The sequence below is a fragment of the Sabulicella glaciei genome (assembly GCF_026183895.1).
Lineage (GTDB): Bacteria > Pseudomonadota > Alphaproteobacteria > Acetobacterales > Acetobacteraceae > Roseococcus > Roseococcus glaciei.
Map to the genome: position 1 here is coordinate 84624 of NZ_JAPFQI010000012.1, position 19876 is coordinate 104499.

Consider the following 19876-nt stretch of genomic DNA (forward strand, 5'->3'; position numbering starts at 1 on the left):
AACGCATGAGTGTGTCAGACGGTGGCGGCGATCCGCGCAGCCTCGTCATACGTGCCGGACAGGGCTCGGCGCCGGGAGCCTCCTTGCGACAGCGTCATGCTCAGGCAGTATGCGGGGCGCCGGCATCGGTTGACGACGGGATGGCCCATCCGCACGGATGGCCGCGAGGCGAGGCGAAGGAAGTCTTTGATGAACGCGACCGGTTGGCAATTCTGGGTGGACCGGGGCGGCACCTTCACCGACATCGTCGCGCGCGCACCGGACGGCACGCTCTCCACCGCCAAGCTGCTCTCGGAGAATCCGGGCCGCTACCGGGACGCCGCCGTGGCCGGGATCCGGCAGGTGCTGGGGCTGGAGCCCGGCGCCGCCTTGCCGCCCGGCCTCGTCGAGGCGGTGAAGATGGGCACCACCGTCGCCACCAACGCGCTGCTGGAGCGCAAGGGCGAGCGCGTGCTGCTGCTGGTGAATCGCGGCTTCGCCGACCTCGCGCGCATCGGCAACCAGGCGCGGCCGCGCCTCTTCGACCTGGACGTCCGCCTGCCGGAACTCCTGCACGAGCGCGTGGCCGAGATCGGCGGCCGCGTTGCGGTGGACGGGACCGAGCTCGAACCCCTGGACGAGGCGGCGGCCCGCGCCGCGCTGCGCGACGCCTTCACCGCCGGCATCCGTGCCGTGGCCGTCGTGCTGATGCATGCCTGGAAGCATCCGGCGCACGAGGCGCGGGTCGGCGCCATCGCGCGGGAGGAAGGATTCACCCAGGTCAGCCTGTCCCACGAGGCGAGCCCGCTGCCGCGCATCGTCCCGCGGGGCGACACGGCGGTGGTGGACGCCTATCTCTCGCCCATCCTGCGCCGCTACGTCGCCCAGGTCGCCTCCGAGCTGGGCGAGGGGACGCGGCTCTACTTCATGCAGTCCTCGGGCGGGCTTGCCGAGGCGTCGCGCTTCGGCGGCAAGGACGCCATCCTGTCCGGCCCGGCCGGCGGCATCGTCGGCGCGGCGCGCACCGCGGCCATGGCGGGGTTCGACCGCATCATCGGCTTCGACATGGGCGGCACCTCGACCGACGTGGCGCTCTATGCCGGCGCCTTCGAGCGCGCCTTCGAGACGGTGGTGGCCGGAGTGCGGATGCGCGCGCCGATGATGGCGATCAACACGGTCGCGGCGGGCGGTGGGTCCATCCTGCATTTCGACGGGGCGCGGTTCCGGGTCGGGCCGGACAGCGCGGGGGCCGTGCCCGGCCCGGCCTGCTACCGGCGCGGCGGGCCACTCACCGTCACCGACGCGAACGTGATGCTGGGCAAGATCCAGCCAGCGCATTTCCCCGCCATCTTCGGCCCCGACGGCAACGAGCCCCTGGATGCCGGTGTGGTGCGGGAGAAATTCGCCGAATTGGCGAAGCAGGCCGGACGGTCGGCCGAGGAGGTGGCGGAAGGCTTCATCCGCATCGCCGTCGCCAACATGGCCCATGCCATCAAGCAGATCTCGCTCCAGCGCGGGTATGACGCGACGAAATACGCGCTGACCTCCTTCGGCGGTGCGGGCGGTCAACATGCCTGCCTCGTGGCCGACGAGCTCGGCATGGAAACGGTGTTCCTCCATCCCTTCGCCGGTGTGCTCTCGGCCTACGGCATGGGCCTCGCCGACCAGAGCGTGATCCGCGAGGCGGCGGTGGAGCAGCCCCTCGCGCCGGAGGCCATGGCGGGGCTGGGCGAAAGGCTGGCCGCGCTTGAGGCTGAGGGCCGCGCCGAACTCGCCCGCCAGGGCGCCGAGCCGGAGGCGCTGCGCGCGGAGCACCGGCTGCACCTGCGCTATGCCGGGACGGATGCCTTCCTGCCCGTGTCGATGGGCGACCACGCGACCGTGCTGGCCGCCTTCACCGAGGCGCATCGTGCCCGCTTCGGCTTCGCCACGCCCGAGCGCCCGGTGATCGTGGAGGCCGCTCTCGCCGAGGTGACCATGCCGGGCGAGGCGGTGCGCGAAGCCCCGCTCGCCCCCCGCGCACCCGGCGAGGCGATGCCCGAGCTGGACCGCGTGCGCCTCTTCGCCGCGGGCGCCTGGCACGAGGCGCCGGTGCTGGACCGCGAGGCGCTGCGCGCCGGCGACCGCATTCCCGGCCCTGCCCTGGTGCGGGAGGCCATCGCCACCATCGTGGTCGAGCCCGGCTGGACCGGCGAGGTGACGGCGCAGAACCACGTGGTCCTCCGCCGCACCGAGGCCCGCGCCGCCGCCCGCACCGAGGCCACGGGCGAGCCCGACCCGGTGATGCTGGAGCTGTTCAACGCCCTGTTCATGTCCATCGCCGAGCAGACGGGGGTGGTGCTGCAGAACACCTCGCTCTCGGTGAACATCAAGGAACGGCTGGACTTCTCCTGCGCCATCTTCGACGCCGAGGGGAACCTCGTCGCCAACGCCCCGCACGTGCCGGTCCACCTCGGCGCGATGGGGGAGAGCGTGAAGACCGTCATCCGCTCGCGCGGGGCGACGCTGCGGCCGGGCGACGTGGTGGCGCTGAACAATCCCTATAACGGCGGCACCCACCTGCCGGACATCACCGCCATCACCCCGGTCTTCGACGAGGCGGGCAGGGAGATTCTGTTCTTTGTCGGCTCGCGCGGGCACCATGCCGACGTGGGCGGCCTCACCCCCGGCTCCACCCCACCCGGCTCCGCCACGCTGGAGGAGGAGGGGGTGGTGATCGACGACTTCCCCCTCGTCGAGGCCGGCCGCTTCCGGGAGGCGGAGTTCCGCGCCCTGCTCTCCGGCGCCCGCTACCCGGCCCGCAGCCCCGATGTGAACGTGGCCGACATCAAGGCCCAGATCGCCGCGAACGAGACGGGGGTGCAGGAGCTGCGCCGCGCCGTGCGCGAGTTCGGGCTGGACACGGTGCGCGCCTATATGCGCCACGTGATGGACAATGCGGAGGAAAGCGTCCGTGTCGTCCTCGACACGCTGAAGGACGGGCGCTTCGAAACCCGCACCGATGACGGCACGCCGCTGGTCGTGTCGGTGCGCGTGGATCGCGCGCGGCGCGAGGCGGTGATCGATTTTTCCGGCACCGGCCCGCAGCGCCCCGACAACTTCAACGCGCCCGCCGCCGTGTGCCGCGCCGTGGTGCTCTACTGCTTCCGCGCCCTGGTCGGGCAGGACATCCCGCTGAACGATGGCTGCCTGAAGCCGCTGCGGATCGTCGTCCCGCCCGCTTCCTTCCTGTCGCCCGAACCCGGCCGCGCCGTGGTCGCCGGCAACACGGAGGTGAGCCAGATGACCTGCAATGCCCTGCTGGCCGCGCTCGACGCCTGCGCCTCGGCTCAGGCGACCATGAACAACGTCCTCTTCGGCGACGCCGAATACCAGTACTATGAGACGGTCTGCGGCGGGGTCGGCGCGGGCCCGGGCTTCGATGGGGCAAGCGCGGTGCAGACCCACATGACGAACACCCGCATGACCGACCCCGAGATCCTGGAGATGCGCTACCCCGTGCGGCTGGAGGAATTCTCCATCCGCCGCGGCTCGGGCGGTGCCGGGAAGTGGCGCGGCGGCGACGGGTCGCGCCGGCGCATCCGCTTCCTGCGCCCGATGCAGGCGGTGGTCGTCGCCTCGCGCCGGAACGTCCCGCCGCACGGCCTGCATGGCGGCGCCGATGGCGCGCCGGGCCGGCAATGGGTGGAGCGCGCGGACGGGACCCGCCTCGACATGCCGGGCAACACCGGCAAGGCCGACCTCGCCCCGGGCGACGTGCTGGTGCTGGAAACGCCTGGCGGCGGCGGCTGGGGTTGATGCGCCCCGTCCGGGCCCTTCTTCTTGCGCTCCTGATCCTCCTGGTCGGCGGGGCCGGCCTCGCCGTCTTCGCCATTCCGTCGCTGACCGATTGGGAGTCGCGGCGCGGGCAGGTGGCCCGGCTGGCGTCGGAGCGGCTGGGCCGTCCGGTCGTCCTGGCCGGCGACCTGAACTTCACCTTCCTGCCGCAGCCCGTCCTCGAAGCCACCGAGGTGCTGATCGGCGAGGGCGGGGATGGGCTGGGGCTGTCCACGCGCGCGCTGCGGCTGCGGCTCGACCTGTCCTCCCTGCTCATCGGTCGCCTCGCGGTGCGGGAGGCGGCGCTCGTCGGCGCGGAGATCCGCCTGCCCTGGCCGCCGCAAAGCCTCGCCTGGCTGGCGCCGCCGCCCTGGCTCACCGGCCTCGACGCACGGCTTGAGCAGGGCCGCCTCCTCATCGGCGACGTGGTGCTGGAAGGGGTGCAGGCGCGCTTCCTCGCCGGAGGCCCGGCCGAGGCGCTTTCCGCCGAGGGTGTGTTTCAGTGGGGCGGGCGGGAAACTCGTTTCTCTGCCACTCTGGGCCGTCCCGGCGAGGACGGCGCGGCGCCGCTCGATCTTTCGCTGTCCGTCGCGGGCACCACCCTCGCGGCGCGCGGCATCCTGCCGGACTCGGGCGGCTTCGAAGGGCGGCTGGATGCGACCGGGTCGAACCTCGCCGCGTTGCTGCCTTCGCCGCCCGGCCCCTTCCGCGCCCAGGCGCGCTTCTCGGCCACGCCCGAATTGCTGGCGGCGAGCGGACTGTCCCTTGAACTGGGAGGGCAGGCCATGACGGGCGCGGCGGCGCTGCGCCTCGCCCCCGCGCCGCGGCTGGAGATGACGCTGGCCGCGTCGCGCCTCGATCTCGCTCCCTGGCTGGATGCGTTGCGCGAAACGGGCAGCGCCGCGCTGCCCGTCGCGCTCGACCTCGCGGCGGAGGCAGCGACGCTCGGCCCCCTGCGCCTGCGCCGTCTGCGCGGCACCGCGCATCTGGAAGGCGAGAGGCTGACCCTCTCCGACATCTCGGCCGAACTGCCCGGCGAGGCGCGGATCGAGGCGACCGGGGCCAGCGCTGGGCCGCGCCTCGACTTCGCCTTGCGCTTCGCCGCCGCCGAGCCCCGCGCGCTGCTCGAATCCCTCGGTTGGCCCGCCCCCCTCCCGCTGCCGCCTGGCGCGGCGGAGGGGCAGATGCGGCTTTCCGCCGAAGGGCCGCTCATCGCAGCGAGCGACCTGGCGATGCGGGTCGGCACCGCGCGGATGCAGGGCGGCTTCACCTGGCGCCGCCTCGCCCGACCGGCCCTGGCCGTGGGGCTGGAGGTGGACGAGTTCACGCTGCCGGTCGCCGCGCCGGCGCTCCTGCGGGCGGTGCAGGAGGGCGCCGGCGCGGCGGACCTCCAGCTTCGCTTCGCTGCCGAGCGGATCCGGCTGGAGGATGGGGACTGGGAGAAGGCGGCGCTGGACGCGGCGGCGGAGGGCGGGCGCTGGGCGGTGCGGCGCCTCGCCGCGCGGCACCAGGGCGTCGACTTGGCATTGAGCGGCGTGGTGGCGGGCGGCCGCGTCGGCGAGGCGGTGCTGGAGGCGACGGGGCCTGCGGGTCCCGGCCTCGCCCTCATCGGCCTCGCGCGGCCTGCCCTGGCCGACGCGCCGATGCGGCTGCGCGCGCAACTCTCCGGGCCCTTCGACGCGCTGGCCGGGCGCGCGGAGCTCGACGTGGCCGATGCGCGCGTCGAGGTGCAGGGCACGCTGGACTGGAACACGCGCCGCGGCACCGGGGGGCTGACCGTGCGCCATCCGGGCGCGGGTCGGTTCCTCCATGCCGCGCTGGGCGGCAACCCGCCGCGCTTCCTGGGCGAAGGCTCCTTTTCCCTGATCGCGAACTGGCAGGCCCGGCCCGACGCCGTCTCCACCGACGGCTTCGAACTCGTGGCGGGTGGGCTGCGCGGGCGCGGCCAGCTTGCCCTGGCCCTGGGCGAGCGGCCCTCCCTGTCCGGCCGGCTTCATCTCGACACGCTGCCTCTGCCCGAATGGGGCACGCTGCTGCCCGGGGAGTGGCCCGCCCTCGACCTCGCCCTGCGCGCCGATCAGGCGACGCTGCCCGGCCTGCCGCCGCTGACCGGACTCTCCGCCGCTCTGCGCGGTGACGCCGACTCGCTGCGGCTGGAAGAAGGGCGCGCCACCCTCGCGGGTGGGGCGCTTTCGGGCGGGCTGCGCTGGCGGCGTGGCGATCGCCCCGCGCTGGAAACGGAAGGAAAGCTGGAGGAAGCCCTGCTTGCCGGACCGGTCTTCGGCACGCCCTTCGACGTCGTGGCGGGACGGGTTTCCGCAGAATGGCGCCTCGCCGCGGCGGGGCACTCCCCGGCAGCCTTGATCGAGTCCCTGGATGGCCCCGCGCGCATCGCGCTGCGCGATGCGGTGGTGCAGGGCTTCGATGCCAACGCGGCCGCCGCCGCCCTCGGCTGGACGGACACGCCGCGCGCCGAGGCCGCCCTGCGCGCCGCGATGGCGGGAGGCACCACCACTTTGGACCGGGCCGAGGTCACCCTGGGTTTCGGCCGCGGCGTCGGACGGGTGGAGACGGGCGAGCTCCTCGCCGAGGGGGGGCTGGCGCTGCGCCTGTCCGGCCGGCTCGACCTTTCGCGCGACGTCGTGGACCTCCGCCTCGCCTGGCCGGGCGAGGCGGAGGTGGCGCTGCGCGCGACCGGCCCGGCCGCAGCGCCGCTCCGTCTCTTTGAGCTGGGCGCCTGGCTGCGACGCCGCGCCGAAGCCGCGCCCTGACTCCCTGGACGCCGGGCGATCGGCGCGACACTCTCCCGCCCCCACCAACTGCAGGACCAACCGCATGACCAACGCCGACTCACCGCGCAGCTCAGCCCTCGGCGAGGCGGCGGCGATGTTCGATTCCGGGCGGCTGCGGAACCTGCTCGGCGAACTCGTCGCCATTCCCTCGACGGCGCAGGAGCCGGGCTACGAGCCGCATCTGCGCCGGTACCTGGAGGAAGGGCTGACCCCTTGGCTCGGGCGCCTGGGCTTCGAGACGGCGATCCACGAGAATCCGGTCGAAGGCTTCGGCCCTATCCTCACCGGCACTCGCATCGAGGACCCGTCGCGCCCGACTGTGCTGCTCTACGGCCACGGCGACACCGTGCGCGGCCTGGACGAGCAGTGGAGCGAAGGGCTGCGCCCCTGGGCGCTGACGGAGCGCGACGGCAAGTGGTACGGGCGCGGCACCGCCGACAACAAGGGCCAGCACGTCATCAACCTCCTCGCGCTGGAAGCGGTGATGGAGGCGCGGGGCGGAAAGCTCGGCTTCAACGTCAAGCTCGTCATCGAGATGGCGGAGGAGCGCGGCTCCAAGGGTCTGCGCGAGTTCGTGGCCGCGAACAAGGAGTTGCTGGCGGCGGACGTGCTGATCGCCTCGGACGGGCCGCGCGTGGATCCGGCCCTGCCCACCATCGCCACCGGCACGCGCGGCACCTTCCATTTCGACCTGGTGGTGAAGCTGCGCGAGGGCGGCGTCCATTCCGGCCATTGGGGCGGGCTGACCAGCGACCCCGCGGTGATCCTGGCGCACGCCATCGGGACGATGATGGACCGCGACGGCAAGATCTTGGTGCGCGACTGGCTGCCCCAGAACGGCGTGCCGGCGGCGGTGCGGGGTGTCCTCGAAGGCTGTCCCGTCGGGGGCGGCGGCGATGCCGCGACGGTGGACGAGAAATGGGGCGAGCCGGGGCTGACGGCGGCCGAGAAGATCTATGGCTGGAACAGCCTGATCATCCTCGCCATGGTCAGCGGCCGGCCGGAAAACCCGGTGAACGCGGTGGCGCCCGATGCGCGCGCCCATTGCCAGATTCGCTACACGGTCGACAGCGAACCTGCGCAATTCGCCGATGCGCTGCGCCGCCACCTCGACGCGCACGGGCTGCAGCAGGTCGCGATCGAGAATGCGGGCATCCGCATGGCGGCCAGCCGCACCGCGCCGGACCATCCTTGGGTGCGCTGGGCGCAGGACAGCATGGAGCGCTCGCTCGCGACGCGGGTGCAGGTGATCCCCAACTCCTCGGGCGGCCTGCCGGGCGATGTCTTCGTGGACCATCTCGGCGTGCCGCTGGTTTGGGTGCCGCACTCCTATAACGGGTGCAAGCAGCACGGGCCGGACGAGCACCTGCTGCCCGGCCCTGCCCGCGAAGGCCTGATCGCCTTTGCCGGCATGTGGTGGGACATGGGCGACAAGGCCTGAAGGCCGCCACCCAAACGCCAGCGCGGGGCGGGCAACATGGCTCGCCCCGGCTTGCGCTTACTCGATGGTGATGCGCGTGTCGCGGACGATCGCCGCCATCGCCTCACGCTGCGCGCCGACATAGCGCGCGAACTCCTCGGGCGGCGAGCCGAGGGGAATGGCACCCAGCGTGTTAAGCCGTGCCTGCACCGCCGTGTCGGCCAGGGCATGGCGCACCGCCTCGTGCCAGCGGGCGACGGCCCGCGGCGGCAGCCCGGCGGGGGCATAGAGCCCGTTCCACTCGTTCAGCTCGTAGCCAGGGAAGCCCTGCTCCGCGACCGTGCCGACATCGGGCAGCCCGGCGAGGCGCTCAGCCGAGGAGACGGCGATGGCCCGCACCCGGCCGTCCTGCGCCAGCTGGAGGGACGAGGCGACCGTGCCGAACACGAAGGCGATGTTGCCGGCGACGAGGTCCTGCAAGGCCGGCGCGCCGCCGCGATACGGCACATGCGTCATGTCCAGCCCGGCGCGGTTGAGCAGCAGCGCGGAGGCGAGATGCGCCGCGGTGGCATTGCCTGAGGACCCGTAGGAGAGCTGGCCCGGCCGCGCCTTCACGTAGGCCACGAATTCCTGGAGGTTCCGCACCGGCATGGAAGGATGGACGATCAGGATCTGCGGCCAGACCAGGATCTGCGAGATGGGGGTGAAGGCGGTGGCGTAGTTGAACGGCAGCCCGCGCATCAGCGCCGGGTTCACCGTGTGCGCCAGCGCGTCCACCATCACGGTGTGCCCGTCCGGCGCCGCCCGCGCCAGTTCCGCCGCGCCGATGGAGCCGCCGGCGCCGCCGCGATTCTCCACCACCACGGTCTGGCCGAGCAGGGCACCCATCGGCCCGGCCAGCAGCCGCGCGGCGGTGTCCACCCCACCCCCCGGCGCATAAGGCGCGATGAGCCGGATGTTGCGCGTCGGCGACCAGTGCGCCTGGGCGAGGGCCGGCGTCGCGAGGAGCGAGCCGAGCAGGACACGGCGGTGCATGGGTTCAGCCCTCCAGCCGGATGTTGTTGTCGCGAATCACCTGTCCGACGCGCTCGCGGCTTTCGGCCAGGAAGCGCGCCATGGCGGCGGGCCCGCCCGCCACGATCTCCATGCCCAGATTGGCGTGGCGCTCCCGCACGGTGGGATCGGAGAGGCCGACATGCGCGAGTTCGGCGTGGCGCTCGATGGCGGCCTGGGGCGTGCCCGCGGGCGCGAACAGGCCGAGCCATTCGTTGATCGCGAAGCCCTGGTAGCCGACTTCCTGCATGGTCGGCACGTCGGGGAAGGCGGGGATGCGGTTCGGCGTCGTCACCGCCAGCGCCCGCAGCCGCCCGTCGCGGATCAGCGGGGCGGCGAGGGGGGTGGTGTTGAAGGTGAACACCGTCTCGCCGGCCAGCAGCCCGGGAATGGACTGGTTGCTGGCGCGATAGGGCACATGCGTCGCCTCCAGCCGCTCGCGGGTCAGGAACATCACGGCCGCGAGGTGGGAGACGATGCCGATGCCGGTGGAGGCGAAGGGCGCGCCCGGGTTGGCCCGCAGATAGGAGACGAGTTCCGGCACGCTGCGCACCGGGGTTTCGGAGCGCACCACCAGCAGGTTCGGCAGCAGGGCGAAGACGGTGACGGGGGCAAAGGCAGTCAGGTAGTCAAAGGACAGGCCGCGCATCAGGAAGGGATTGGACACCTGCCCCGCCGCGTCGAAGAGCAGCGTGTGGCCGTCGGCCGGCGCCTGCGCCACCACCGCCGCGCCGATGGAGCCGGAGGCCCCGGGCCGGTTCTCGATCACCACGGGCTGGCCCAGCCCCTGCTGCATATGCGGCGCGACCAGGCGCAGCGACGCATCGGCCGAGCCGCCGCCTGGCCAGCCGGCGACGATGCGCACCGGGCGCGTGGGCGCCCAGGCCGCGGCTTGGCCCTGTGCGAGGGCCGGGGCGGCGAGGCCGGCCCCGAGTGTGGCGAGAAGCGCGCGGCGCTGCATGGTCGGAATCTCCCGGACGTTGCGGGGGTGTTAGCATGCCGCCGCGCGGCGTTCAGCCCTCCAGGCGGATGCCCTCCTCGCGGATCAGCGCGCCCATGCGGTCCCGCTGCTGCGAAAGGAACTGGGTGAAGGCGGCCGTGCCTTCGGCGGCGGGTTCCAGACCAAGCTGGCTGAAGCGCCCGCGCAGCTCCTCCGTCCGCATCGCGGCCATTCCGGCCGCTGCCATGCGCTCCACATGCTCCGCCGGCGTGCCGGCGGGCGCGTAGAGCGCGTGGAAGTCGTAGACGCCGAAGCCGGGAAAGCCGGATTCCGCCACGGTGGGCACGTCCGGATAGGCGCTCGCACGGTCCGGGGTGGAGGCAGCAAGGGGGCGGATTGCCCCGTCGCGGATGCCGCCTGCGATGGTCGGGATGGTGGAGAAGGTGAAGAGCGTGTCGCCGCGCCGCAGCGCCGTCAGCTGGTCCGCGCCGCCGCGGAACGGCACATGCGTCGCCTCCAGCCCCGCGCGCCGCATCAGCAGCGCGGAGGCGAGGTGAGAGCCGGTGCCGACGCCGGAGGAGCCATAGCTCTCGCGCCCCGGATTGGCGCGCATGTGGGCGAGGAACTGGGCGAAGTCCTGCTGTGGCGCCTCGCTCCGCACCACCAGCAGGGCCGGAAGGATCGTCATGCGCGTGACCGGCGCGAAGGCGGTGGCATAGTCGAAGCCCAGGCCGCGCATCAGGTGCGGGTTGGTGGCGGCGCCGCCGGCATCCAGGGCGAAGGTGCTGCCATCCGGCGCGGCTTGCGCCAGCGCGCCCATCCCCACCGCGCCATTGGCGCCTCCGCGATTCTCGACGATCAGCGTGGCGTTCAGGTGGCGCTCCATGACCGGCGCGACGAGCCGTGCCAGGATGTCCGTGGACCCGCCCGGCGGAAAGGAGACGATCAGCCGAACCTGCCGCGTCTGCGCCAGGGCCGGCGCGGCAAGCGCGAACGAAGCCGCGGCGAGGACGCCACGTCTGGTGGTCATGCGTTTTCCTCCCTGTCCTTGCGGAGTAGTCTGGCCCAATGGCGCAGCGCCGTCAGCCTGAAACTGCCGATGACCTGTTCGGCCCCCCGCCCGCCGCGCCCCAGCCCGCGGCCGAAGGCGCCCCCCTGGCCGAAAGGCTGCGCCCCCGGAAGCTGGAGGAGGTGGCGGGGCAGGAGCACCTGCTCGGCCCCGAAGGCACGCTGGCGCGCATGCTGGCGCGCGGGTCGCTGCCCTCGCTGATCCTCTGGGGGCCGCCGGGCGTGGGCAAGACCACCATCGCCCGGCTGCTGGCCGAGGCGGCGGGTCTGGAGTTCGTCTCGCTCTCGGCGGTGTTCTCCGGCGTCGCCGACCTGAAGCGCGCCTTCGAGGAGGCGCGCGCCCGCCGCCGCGCCGGGCGCCGCACCCTGCTCTTCGTGGACGAGGTGCACCGCTTCAACCGCGCCCAGCAGGACGGGTTCCTGCCAGTGGTGGAGGACGGGACGGTGACGCTGGTCGGCGCCACCACGGAGAACCCTAGCTTCGCGTTGAATGGAGCCCTCCTGTCCCGCTGCCAGGTCCTGGTGCTGAAGCGGCTGGATGACAGCGCGATCGAAAGCCTGCTCGGCCGCGCAGAGGCGCTGGAGGGCCGCGCCTTGCCGCTGACGCCGGAGGCCCGCGCCCTGCTGCGCGCCATGGCCGATGGCGACGGCCGCTATGCGCTGAACCTCGCGGAGCAGGTCCTGGCCCTGCCGGATGCGCCGAAGCTGGACGAGGCAGGGCTGCAGTCGCTGCTGGCGAAGCGCGCCGCGCTCTACGACAAGGACCGGGAGGAGCACTACAACCTCATCTCCGCGCTGCATAAGTCGATGCGCGGCTCCGACCCCGATGCGGCGCTCTACTGGTTCGCGCGCATGGTCCATGGAGGCGAGGACCCGCGCTACATCGCGCGCCGCCTTGCCCGCTTCGCGGCGGAGGATGTGGGCATGGCCGATCCATCGGCGCTGCCGCTCGCCCTCGCGGCCTGGGAAAGCTACGAGCGTCTGGGCAGCCCGGAGGGCGAGCTGGGGTTGGCGCAGCTTGTGGTCCACCTCGCCACCGCGCCCAAGAGCAACGCCGTCTATGTCGCCTGGAAGGCGGCACAGTCGCTGGCGCGGGAAACCGGCTCGCTCGCGCCGCCGGCGCATATCCTCAACGCGCCCACCAAGCTGATGAAGTCGCTCGGCTACGGCGCAGGATACGAATACGACCACGACGCGGAGGACGCCTTCTCCGGCCAGGACTACTTCCCGGAAGGCATGGCCCGCGCCGAACTCTACCAGCCGACCGAGCGCGGCGCGGAGAAGGAGATCGCGCGCCGCATGCGCGAATGGGCGCGGCGGCGGGGCTGAACCTCAGGCCGCGTGGCGCGCAGGCATGACCAAGGTCCGTAGCCCTTCGTCCAGGCCCAGCTGTGCGGTCACGCCGAGCGCGGCCTCGACCCGCGTGGGGTCGCCCAGCGAGGTCCGGATGTCGCCCAACCGCGCCGGACCGTGACTCGCCGCCAGCTTGTTCCCGGTGACCCGTCCCAGGGCGGCGACGAGGTCGAGCAGCGTCGTGCCGCGCCCGGTGCACAGGTTCAGCACCTCGGCCCGCGGCGCTTCCGCGAGGCTCCGCATCCCGGCGAGCAGGCCGCGCACCACGTCGGAGACATGGATGAAGTCGCGCGATTGCAAGCCGTCGCCGTTGATCGTGACCGGCTGCCCGGAAACGGCGCGCGAGGCGAAGATGGAGATCACCCCCGAATAGGGGGAATGGGGATCCTGGCGCGGCCCGTAGACATTGAAGAAGCGAAAGCCGAGCGTCGGAACGCCGTGTACCCCCCAGGCCACGGAGGCATGAAGCTCGGAGCCGAGCTTGTCGGCGCCATAGGCGGTTTGCGGGCGCGGCGTGGCGGTCTCGGCGATCCGGGCATCGCCCTGGTCGCCATAGATGGCGGCGGAGGAGGCATAGACGACCGGGATGGCGCCCGCGCTCCGTGCCGCGTCCAGCACCGCGACCGTGCCCGACAGGTTGGTCCGGTGGGTGCCGCACCAATCCTCGTTGGAGCGCTGCACGGAGGCGATGGCGGCGAGGTGGAACACCCCTGCCGTGCCCTCCGTCGCCCGGCGCACCAGCGCGGCATCCGCCACGTCGCCGATCACCAGTTCGGCGCGCCCGTCGAGGTTGCCGCGCTGCCCGGTGGAAAGATCGTCCAGCACGCGGACGCCATGCCCCTGGGCGAGGAGGGCATCAATCAGATGGGAACCGATGAATCCGGCTCCGCCAGTCACGAGATACAAGGCCATCGTCGCTCCCCGGATGTGCGTCCATTGCGCCATGAGCTTCCAGAAAGGGCAACGCTGGAAATCGCCGATGGTTCGCTCGTCAGGTACCACAAAATGTGGCGAGGACGCGCTGCTCGGGCTGGGGCGGCAGCGCAAAGGCGTCGAAGCGCGGATCGTCCTCAAAGGGGTGCTCCAGGGCGCGCAGCAGCGCCTCGAAGGGCTCGAGGTCGTCGCGCTCGACCGCCGCGGCCAGGGCTTCCTCCACCTTGTGGTTGCGCGGGATGCGGGCGGGATTGGCTTGGCGCATCATGGCCTGCCGCTCGGCCGGGTTCATCGCCTCGGCCGCCACGCGGGCCCGCCAGCCCTCGGCCCAGGAATCGAATGCACCGGGGTCGCGGAACAGGGAGCGTGCATCCCCGTCCAGACGGCGGAAGGTCAGGGTGAAATCCGCCTCGTTCGCGGCCATGCGGCGCAGGAGTTCGTCGGCCAGCTCATTGTCCGGCTCGCGCAGGCCCAGCTTGCGGGCGAGGCCGGCGCGGTACACGACGTTGAAGCGAGGCGCATAGGCCTCCAGCGCGGCCTGGGCGCGCTCGATCGCCGCTTCCTCGTTCTCGGCCAGCAGGGGCAGGAGCGCCTCGGCCAAGCGGGTGAGGTTCCACAGCATGATGCGCGGCTGCTGCCCGTAGGCGTAGCGCCCGCCATGGTCGATGGAGGAGAACACCGTGTCCGGGTGGTAGGCGTCGAGAAAGGCGCAGGGGCCGTAATCGATGGTCTCGCCCGAGATGGTCGTGTTGTCCGTGTTCATCACGCCATGGATGAAGCCGACCAGCAGCCATTGCGCGACCAGCGAGGCTTGGCGCCGTGCGACGCCCTCGAGGAAGGCGACATAGGGCTCGGAACTTTCGGCGGCCGCGGGATCGTGGCGGGCGATGGCATGGTCCGCCAGGATCCGCACCGCTTCGGCGTCGTTGCGCGCGGCGAAATACTGGAAGGTGCCGACGCGGATATGGCTGGCGGCGACGCGCGTCAGGACGGCGCCGGGCAGGCTCTTCTCGCGATACACCGGCTCGCCCGTGGCCACGGCGGCCAAGGAGCGCGTCGTCGGGATGCCGAAAGCCTGCATCGCCTCCGAGATCACGTATTCGCGCAGCACCGGCCCGACCGCCGCCCGGCCGTCGCCGCGGCGGGAAAAGGGCGTCGGCCCCGATCCCTTCAGATGCAGGTCCAGGCGCTGCCCGTCCGGCGCCATCACCTCGCCCAGCAACAGGGCCCGCCCGTCGCCCAGCGAGGGCGAGAAACCGCCGAACTGGTGCCCGGCATAGGCCTGCGCCAGGGGCTCCGCCCCCTCCGGCACCGCATTCCCCGCCAGGGCCGCCACGCCTTCCGGCGAGGCAAGCCAATCGGCGTCCAGCCCCATCTCCGTCGCGAGGCGCCGGTTGAGCTTGAGGAGGCGCGGCGCCGCGACCGGCGTGCCCGCCTGCTTCACATAGAAGCGCTCGGGAAGGCGGGCATAGCTGTTGTCGAAGGGAATCGGCATGGTCCGGCCCATGTCGGGCCGCACCCAGCCCGGAACAAGGCCTTATTCCTGATGCGCCAGGAAATGCGCCACGGCGCGAAGGTCGTCATCCGTGAGGCCGTAGAGCAGCCCGTTCATCTGCGTGTCGGCCCCGACCCGCACCCCGTCCCGGTACTCCGTGAGGGTATGGAGCAGGTAGTCCTCGCGCTGGTGGTTCACCCGCGGCACGTTGGCGCGCCCGGCGAAATTGGGCATGTGGCAGGCATTGCAGTTGCGGGAGGCCGACACCTCGGCGCCCCGCGCCATCAGCGCCGGGTCGGGGCTGCCGCGATCCGGCTTCGGGCCCGAGGGGAGCGTGGCGAAATAGGCTGCGAGGTCCTGCGCCTCCGTGTCCGAAAGTCCGCGCGCCGCCTCGGTCATGGCGGGGACGCGCCGCAGCCCTTCCCGGAACAGGATGAGCTGGATGGTGAGGAAATCTTCTTGCTGCCCAGCAAGCGACGGCATCTCGGGCGTTTCGCTGCGGCCCTGGGGGCCGTGGCAGGCCTGGCATTGCCGCGCTTCCGCCACGGCGGCGCCGCGCGAGGCATCCTGCGCCGGGGCAGGAAAGGAAAAGGCGGCGGCCAGAAGGGCCGCCGCCGGAAGCATCGCGCCGCGCATCACCGGCGATAGGAAACGCGGTAGATCGCGCCGTTATCCTCGTCGGAAACGAGGAGCGAGCCATCGGGCAGGGTCAGAAGCCCGGCCGGGCGGCCCGAGAAGCGCTGGTTCGCGTCATCCCGGAAACCGGTCAGGAAGGGCTGCTGCGTCAGGCGCCCATTCTCGCCCTCCCGCACAGCGATCACCTCGAAGCCCGACAGGGGCGCGCGGTTCCAGGAGCCGCGCAGCGCGATGAACAGCGCGTTGCGGTACTGCTCCGGGAAGGCGGTGCCGGTGTAGAAATGCGTGCCGATCGGCGCGACATGCGGGCCCAGGATGAGCGCCGGGGGCGGGAATTCGGAGCACAGACGCCCCTCCACCGCCGGGTCCTGGAACCCGCCGGCGCACCACGGGAAGCCATGGTTCTCGCCGCGCCGCAGGCTCACGTGCAGCGTGTCGGAGGGGTTGTTGTTCCCCGCCCAGTCGCGCCCGTGGTTGCTGAACCAGAGCTGGCCGGTGCGCGGGTGGAAGTCGAAGCCCACCGAGTTGCGGACGCCGCGCGCCTCGATGCGGCGGTCGGAACCGTCGGGGTTCCAGCTCTCGATCAGCGCGAAGCGATCTTCCGGCACCTCGCAGACGTTGCAGGGCACGCCGCGCGGGATGTAGAGCCGCCCGTCCGGGCCGAAGGCGATGTGCTTCCAGCCGTGGTGCGGCTCCGTCGCCTGGCCGAAGGCGCTGGTCAGGTCGGTGGGCTGCGGGTTCTGCAGGTTGCTCTCGACATTGTCGATGCGCAGCACCCGGTGCATCGCGGCGATGTAGAGGGCGCCGTCGCGCACCGCGACGCCGGAAGGCTGGTCCAGCCCCGACATCAAGGTCGAGACCTCGCGCGCCTGTCCGTTGTCCTTCACCGCATAGACGCGGCCAAGGCCACGCGTGCCGACGAAGATCGTCCCGTTCGGGCCGCGCGCCATGGCGCGCGCGCCGGGCAGGCCATGCGCCCAGAGTTCCACCTGGAACCCCTCGGGCACGCGCAGGCTGTTCACCGGGATGCGGTCGGGGGGCGTGACGGTCAGGCGCGGCGCATGCGGGGCGAGGGGCGAGTTCGCCATCTCGGCCGGGCGGCCCTGCGCCCAGGCGGGCGGGGCAGGTTGCTGCTGCTGCGCAAGCGCGAGGCCCGGCAGGGCCACGGCGGCTGCGAGGCCCAAGAGGCGGCGTCGGATCATGTCGTTCTCCTCCCCGGCCGCGTTTCGGGCCGTTCAAGCATTAGAAAGGCGCACATCATGCGAGGGCAAGATGTCCTCTCGCGTGAAGCCGCGGTAACGGAAGTCGGGCGCGCCGGCCGAGGCCACCGCCTCCGCCAGCACTGCGTGGTGCGGGGACAAGGCGCAGGCCGGGTCGGTCGCGCGCATGTCCCCGGTGAGGGCGAAGGCTTGGCAGCGGCAGCCGCCCCAATCCTGCTCCGCATGCTCGCAGCCGCGGCAGGGCGCAGGCATCCAGCCGGTGCCCCGGAAGGCGTTGAAGGCCGGGCTGTCCTCCCACGCCGCGCGCAGCGAAACCTCGCGCACATTGGGGAAGTCGAGCCCCGTCAGCGACTCGGCGGCGTGGCAGGGCAGGATGCGCCCGGCCGGCGAGACGCCGAGGAAGCGGCGCGCCCAGCCACCCATGCAGGCCTTGGGCCGCTTGGCGTGGTAGTCCGGCACCACGTAGTCGATCACGAGCCGGCCCTGGAGTCGTTGCTGCGCCTCGGTCACCACCCGCGTCGCCTCGTCCAGCATGGCGCGGTCGGGCAGGAGGGCGTCGCGATTCAGCAGGGCCCAGCCGTAATACTGCACATGCGCCACCTCCAGCCGCGCCGCGCCCCATTCCAGGGCGCGCTCGATCATGCGCGACAGGTTGGGCAGGTTCTGCCGGTGCACGACGGCGTTGAGCGTCAGCGGCAGCCCGGCCTCCCGCACCAGCCGCGCCGCCTCCGCCTTGCGGGGCATGGCGCCGCGCATCCCGCCGATGCGCTCGGCCCCCGCTTCCTCCGCGTCTTGGATCGAAAGCTGGACGTGATCCAGCCCGGCCTCGACCAGCCGCGCCATCAACGGCGCGTCGAGCAGCACGCCCGCGGTGATGAGGTTGGCGTAGAGCCCGGCCCCGCGCGCTGCCGCCACGATCTCGGGAAGGTCGCGCCGCACAGTCGGCTCGCCGCCCGAGAGATGCACCTGCAGGCAGCCCAGCTCCGCCGCCTCGCCCAGCACGCGCTCCCATTCCCCGGTCGAAAGCTCCGTGCCCGCCCGCGCCAGTTCCACGGGGTTGGAGCAATAGGGGCAGCGCAGCGGGCAGCGATGCGTCAGCTCCGCCAGCAGGGCGAGCGGCGCGTCAGCCACGGATCAGCGCCCCGCGCGTGGCGAGGTCGTCCAGCAGCGCCTTCACGTCGCCGGCGATCACCTCCTCCGGCGCGTCGTATTGCGCGGCCAACGCGGCGACAATCGCCGCCTCGTCCCGCTTCCCGTCCACCAGGCGCAGCACGGCCAGCGCGATCTCATCCGGCACGAACATCCGCTCGGGCGCCATCACCACGGTGCGGCCGCGCGCCTTGTCCTCGTGCAGCCGCACGCCGGGGGCGAAGCGCGGCGTCATGACGGCGGGATCCGGAAGGCGCCGGGCGGCGGCAAGGCCGGCTCCACATAGGCGAAGTGCAGCGCATCCAGCTGCGCCCAGAGCAGGTCGCACTTGAAGCGCAGCGCGGCGAGGCACTGCTCCTGCTGCTCGCGCGTGCGGGCCTCGCGCTTCACGTAGTCCAGTGCGAAGGCCACGTCGGCCGGGGCCTGGGTCAGGCGCGGCTTGAAATAGGCCAGCGTTTCCTCCGACACGAAGGAGTAGTTCGCCAGCATGCCCGAGACGCGGGTGCGGATGATGTCGGTGGAGAACATCTCGGTCAGCGAGGAGGCGACCGCCTCCAGCACCGAGCGCTCGCGCACGAAGCGCACATAGGCCTCCACGGCGAATCGCGTCGCTGGCAGGATGCCTTCCATGGAAGCGACGTAGTCCCGGTCCAGCCCCAGCCCGTCCGTCAGGGCCAGCCAGCGCTCCACCCCCCCCGGCGCCACCCCGTCCCCGTCATGGTCCACAAGGCGGCGGCGCCATTCGCGGCGCAGCTCCGGCGTTGGCAGCCGCGCCAGCAGCGAGGCGTCCTTCATCGGGATATGCGCCTGGTAGCAGTAGCGGTTCAGCGCCCAGGCCTGCACCTGCCCCTTCGAAAGCTTCCCGTCATGCAGCAGGTGATGGAAGGGATGGTGGACATGGTAGCGCTCGGCGCCGATGGCGCGCAGCGCGCCCTCGAAGGCGGTGTGGGTCAGCAAATCGGTCACAGGGCGATCTCCATCCCATCCTCCGCCACCTCCCACCCCGCCTCGCGCAGCGCCGCGCGCTCCGGGCTGTCGGCGAGCAGGGCAGGGTTGGTGTTGTTCAGGTGCACCAGCACGCGCCGCCGGACCCCAAGCGGCGCGAACTCCGCCACCGTTTCCTTCACCGGCATGTGGCCCATGCGGCGCCCGGTCTTGGGGCCGGCCCCGGCGCGGATCATCTCGTCATCGGTGTACAGGGTGCCGTCGAACAGCGCGCACTCCGCGCCGCGCAAGCGGTCGCGCAGGGCCGGGGTCATGGCGGCGCAGCCGGGAATGTAGTGGAGCGTCCCGCCGCCCGAAACGGCGCGAATCTCCAGCCCCAGCGTCTCGCCATCCTCGGCGATGCCGGGCGCCGCATCGCCCTCCTTGAAGAGCGGCACCTTGCCGGGCACGGCGTGGGCGGTGATGCGCAGCCCCAGCTTCGCGCCGGCGGAGTCGCACGGCTCGAAGCCGGTGCCGAGGGGCAGCGCTTCGCGCCGGACGAAATCGGGATTGAGGCAGCGGAAGATCGGGTTCTCCTCCAGCACGCGCAGCGTCGGCGGCGCGGCGTAGAGGCGGAAGCCTTGGCGTTCCCGCAGGGACAGCAGCCCCGCGATCGTGTCCACCTCGCCACCCGTCAGCAGCACGGCGGCAATGGGCGAATTGCGGAGCGGTTCGGGACGGGGATGCAGCGCGGGCGTCGCGGCGATCTGCTGGCGGAGATCGGGCGAGGCATTGACCAGCAGCCACCGATCGCCGTCGGCGCTGACCGCAAGGCTCGCCTGGCTGCGCGGCGGGGCCGCCGGGTCACCGCCGCGCGAACGCCGGCATCCGGGCCCTGCGGAGTTCCATTGAGGAAAGCCGCCCCCAGCGCCGGCACCCAAGATGATGGCGCGCAGCATGGGGGCGGGAAGGAGCCTCAGCCGATCTCGGCGCAGGCGTAGCTGTTGATCTCGAGCGCGAGCGAGATTTCGGTGATCTTCGGGGTCTTCCAGGCCATCGCTTCATCTCCATCGCACCGGACAAGGCGCCGGCCCCGGA

General features: G+C 72.3%; 16 protein-coding genes. 4 read left to right on the top strand and 12 right to left on the bottom strand.

Translation table 11 applies throughout. The features are described 5' to 3' along the window. Positions 1-189: 189 nt before the first annotated feature. The 3 genes from OF850_RS15055 to OF850_RS15065 all read left to right on the top strand — a co-directional run bounded on the left by OF850_RS15055 (position 190) and on the right by OF850_RS15065 (position 8028). Complete coding sequence (locus OF850_RS15055; protein ID WP_301591092.1) at positions 190-3777, top strand: hydantoinase B/oxoprolinase family protein; 3588 nt, start codon at positions 190-192, stop codon at positions 3775-3777. Next, positions 3777-6566, top strand: coding sequence for an AsmA family protein (locus tag OF850_RS15060; RefSeq protein ID WP_301591093.1), 2790 nt, complete (start codon positions 3777-3779; stop codon positions 6564-6566). Before OF850_RS15055 ends, OF850_RS15060 begins: the two co-directional genes overlap by 1 nt. A 64-nt stretch (positions 6567-6630) precedes the next feature. Then, a complete protein-coding gene (locus OF850_RS15065) occupies positions 6631-8028 on the top strand; it encodes a M20/M25/M40 family metallo-hydrolase (RefSeq protein ID WP_301591094.1) in 1398 nt (465 codons plus the stop codon). A gap of 57 nt (positions 8029-8085) precedes the next feature. Here the strand turns inward: OF850_RS15065 and OF850_RS15070 are convergent, their stop codons facing one another. From OF850_RS15070 to OF850_RS15080, 3 genes are read right to left on the bottom strand one after another with little or no spacing between them, the layout of a single operon-like run. Continuing rightward, positions 8086-9042, bottom strand: coding sequence for a Bug family tripartite tricarboxylate transporter substrate binding protein (locus OF850_RS15070; protein ID WP_301591095.1), 957 nt, complete (start codon positions 9040-9042; stop codon positions 8086-8088). 4 nt (positions 9043-9046) lie between these two features. Then, positions 9047-10021 (bottom strand): Bug family tripartite tricarboxylate transporter substrate binding protein, encoded by a 975-nt coding sequence (locus OF850_RS15075; RefSeq protein WP_301591096.1) that lies wholly within the window; start codon positions 10019-10021, stop codon positions 9047-9049. Between the two features lie 52 nt (positions 10022-10073). After that, positions 10074-11030, bottom strand: a complete 957-nt coding sequence (locus tag OF850_RS15080; RefSeq protein WP_301591097.1) for a Bug family tripartite tricarboxylate transporter substrate binding protein — start codon at positions 11028-11030, stop codon at positions 10074-10076. Positions 11031-11068: 38 nt separating this feature from the next. Here OF850_RS15080 and OF850_RS15085 point away from each other — a divergent pair, with 38 nt between their 5' ends. Continuing rightward, positions 11069-12397 carry a replication-associated recombination protein A gene (locus tag OF850_RS15085; protein ID WP_301591098.1) on the top strand — a complete coding sequence of 443 codons (1329 nt, stop codon included), beginning with the start codon at positions 11069-11071 and terminating at the stop codon, positions 12395-12397. 3 nt (positions 12398-12400) lie between these two features. Here the strand turns inward: OF850_RS15085 and OF850_RS15090 are convergent, their stop codons facing one another. From OF850_RS15090 to pqqA, 9 genes are all read right to left on the bottom strand, one after another. Beyond that, positions 12401-13333 carry an NAD-dependent epimerase/dehydratase family protein gene (locus tag OF850_RS15090; RefSeq protein ID WP_301591099.1) on the bottom strand — a complete coding sequence of 311 codons (933 nt, stop codon included), beginning with the start codon at positions 13331-13333 and terminating at the stop codon, positions 12401-12403. A 79-nt stretch (positions 13334-13412) separates the two neighbouring features. Further along, a complete protein-coding gene (locus OF850_RS15095) occupies positions 13413-14849 on the bottom strand; it encodes a protein adenylyltransferase SelO (RefSeq protein ID WP_301591100.1) in 1437 nt (478 codons plus the stop codon). A gap of 42 nt (positions 14850-14891) precedes the next feature. Then, complete coding sequence (locus tag OF850_RS15100; protein ID WP_301591101.1) at positions 14892-15473, bottom strand: c-type cytochrome; 582 nt, start codon at positions 15471-15473, stop codon at positions 14892-14894. 11 nt (positions 15474-15484) lie between these two features. Continuing rightward, entirely contained in the window at positions 15485-16687 is a 1203-nt protein-coding gene (locus OF850_RS15105) for a PQQ-dependent sugar dehydrogenase (RefSeq protein WP_301591102.1), read from the bottom strand. 33 nt (positions 16688-16720) lie between these two features. Next, entirely contained in the window at positions 16721-17836 is a 1116-nt protein-coding gene (gene pqqE / locus OF850_RS15110) for a pyrroloquinoline quinone biosynthesis protein PqqE (protein WP_301591103.1), read from the bottom strand. After that, positions 17829-18089 carry a pyrroloquinoline quinone biosynthesis peptide chaperone PqqD gene (pqqD, locus tag OF850_RS15115; RefSeq protein ID WP_301591104.1) on the bottom strand — a complete coding sequence of 87 codons (261 nt, stop codon included), beginning with the start codon at positions 18087-18089 and terminating at the stop codon, positions 17829-17831. The genes pqqE and pqqD overlap by 8 nt, the downstream gene beginning before the upstream one ends. Then, positions 18086-18820: a pyrroloquinoline-quinone synthase PqqC gene (pqqC, locus tag OF850_RS15120; RefSeq protein ID WP_301591105.1), complete on the bottom strand. Its 735-nt coding sequence runs from the start codon at positions 18818-18820 to the stop codon at positions 18086-18088. Before pqqC ends, pqqD begins: the two co-directional genes overlap by 4 nt. Continuing rightward, on the bottom strand, positions 18817-19737 hold the full coding sequence (pqqB, locus tag OF850_RS15125) for a pyrroloquinoline quinone biosynthesis protein PqqB (protein WP_301591106.1): 921 nt from the start codon (positions 19735-19737) through the stop codon (positions 18817-18819). Before pqqB ends, pqqC begins: the two co-directional genes overlap by 4 nt. Before the next feature lie 17 nt (positions 19738-19754). After that, positions 19755-19835 carry a pyrroloquinoline quinone precursor peptide PqqA gene (pqqA, locus tag OF850_RS23720; RefSeq protein WP_368044697.1) on the bottom strand — a complete coding sequence of 27 codons (81 nt, stop codon included), beginning with the start codon at positions 19833-19835 and terminating at the stop codon, positions 19755-19757. Positions 19836-19876: the final 41 nt, after the last annotated feature.

Excerpts from the sequence above, each read along its gene's own strand:
- pqqA (WP_368044697.1), bottom strand. The coding sequence starts at position 19,835 with ATGGCCTGGAAGACCCCGAAGATCACCGAAATCTCGCTCGCGCTCGAG.
- OF850_RS15055 (WP_301591092.1), top strand. The coding sequence starts at position 190 with ATGAACGCGACCGGTTGGCAATTCTGGGTGGACCGGGGCGGCACCTTC.
- pqqD (WP_301591104.1), bottom strand. The coding sequence starts at position 18,089 with ATGACGCCGCGCTTCGCCCCCGGCGTGCGGCTGCACGAGGACAAGGCG.
- OF850_RS15060 (WP_301591093.1), top strand. The coding sequence starts at position 3,777 with ATGCGCCCCGTCCGGGCCCTTCTTCTTGCGCTCCTGATCCTCCTGGTC.
- OF850_RS15095 (WP_301591100.1), bottom strand. The coding sequence starts at position 14,849 with ATGCCGATTCCCTTCGACAACAGCTATGCCCGCCTTCCCGAGCGCTTC.
- pqqB (WP_301591106.1), bottom strand. The coding sequence starts at position 19,737 with ATGCTGCGCGCCATCATCTTGGGTGCCGGCGCTGGGGGCGGCTTTCCT.
- OF850_RS15065 (WP_301591094.1), top strand. The coding sequence starts at position 6,631 with ATGACCAACGCCGACTCACCGCGCAGCTCAGCCCTCGGCGAGGCGGCG.
- OF850_RS15090 (WP_301591099.1), bottom strand. The coding sequence starts at position 13,333 with ATGGCCTTGTATCTCGTGACTGGCGGAGCCGGATTCATCGGTTCCCAT.
- OF850_RS15085 (WP_301591098.1), top strand. The coding sequence starts at position 11,069 with ATGGCGCAGCGCCGTCAGCCTGAAACTGCCGATGACCTGTTCGGCCCC.
- OF850_RS15070 (WP_301591095.1), bottom strand. The coding sequence starts at position 9,042 with ATGCACCGCCGTGTCCTGCTCGGCTCGCTCCTCGCGACGCCGGCCCTC.
- OF850_RS15080 (WP_301591097.1), bottom strand. The coding sequence starts at position 11,030 with ATGACCACCAGACGTGGCGTCCTCGCCGCGGCTTCGTTCGCGCTTGCC.
- OF850_RS15100 (WP_301591101.1), bottom strand. The coding sequence starts at position 15,473 with ATGCTTCCGGCGGCGGCCCTTCTGGCCGCCGCCTTTTCCTTTCCTGCC.
- OF850_RS15105 (WP_301591102.1), bottom strand. The coding sequence starts at position 16,687 with ATGATCCGACGCCGCCTCTTGGGCCTCGCAGCCGCCGTGGCCCTGCCG.
- OF850_RS15075 (WP_301591096.1), bottom strand. The coding sequence starts at position 10,021 with ATGCAGCGCCGCGCGCTTCTCGCCACACTCGGGGCCGGCCTCGCCGCC.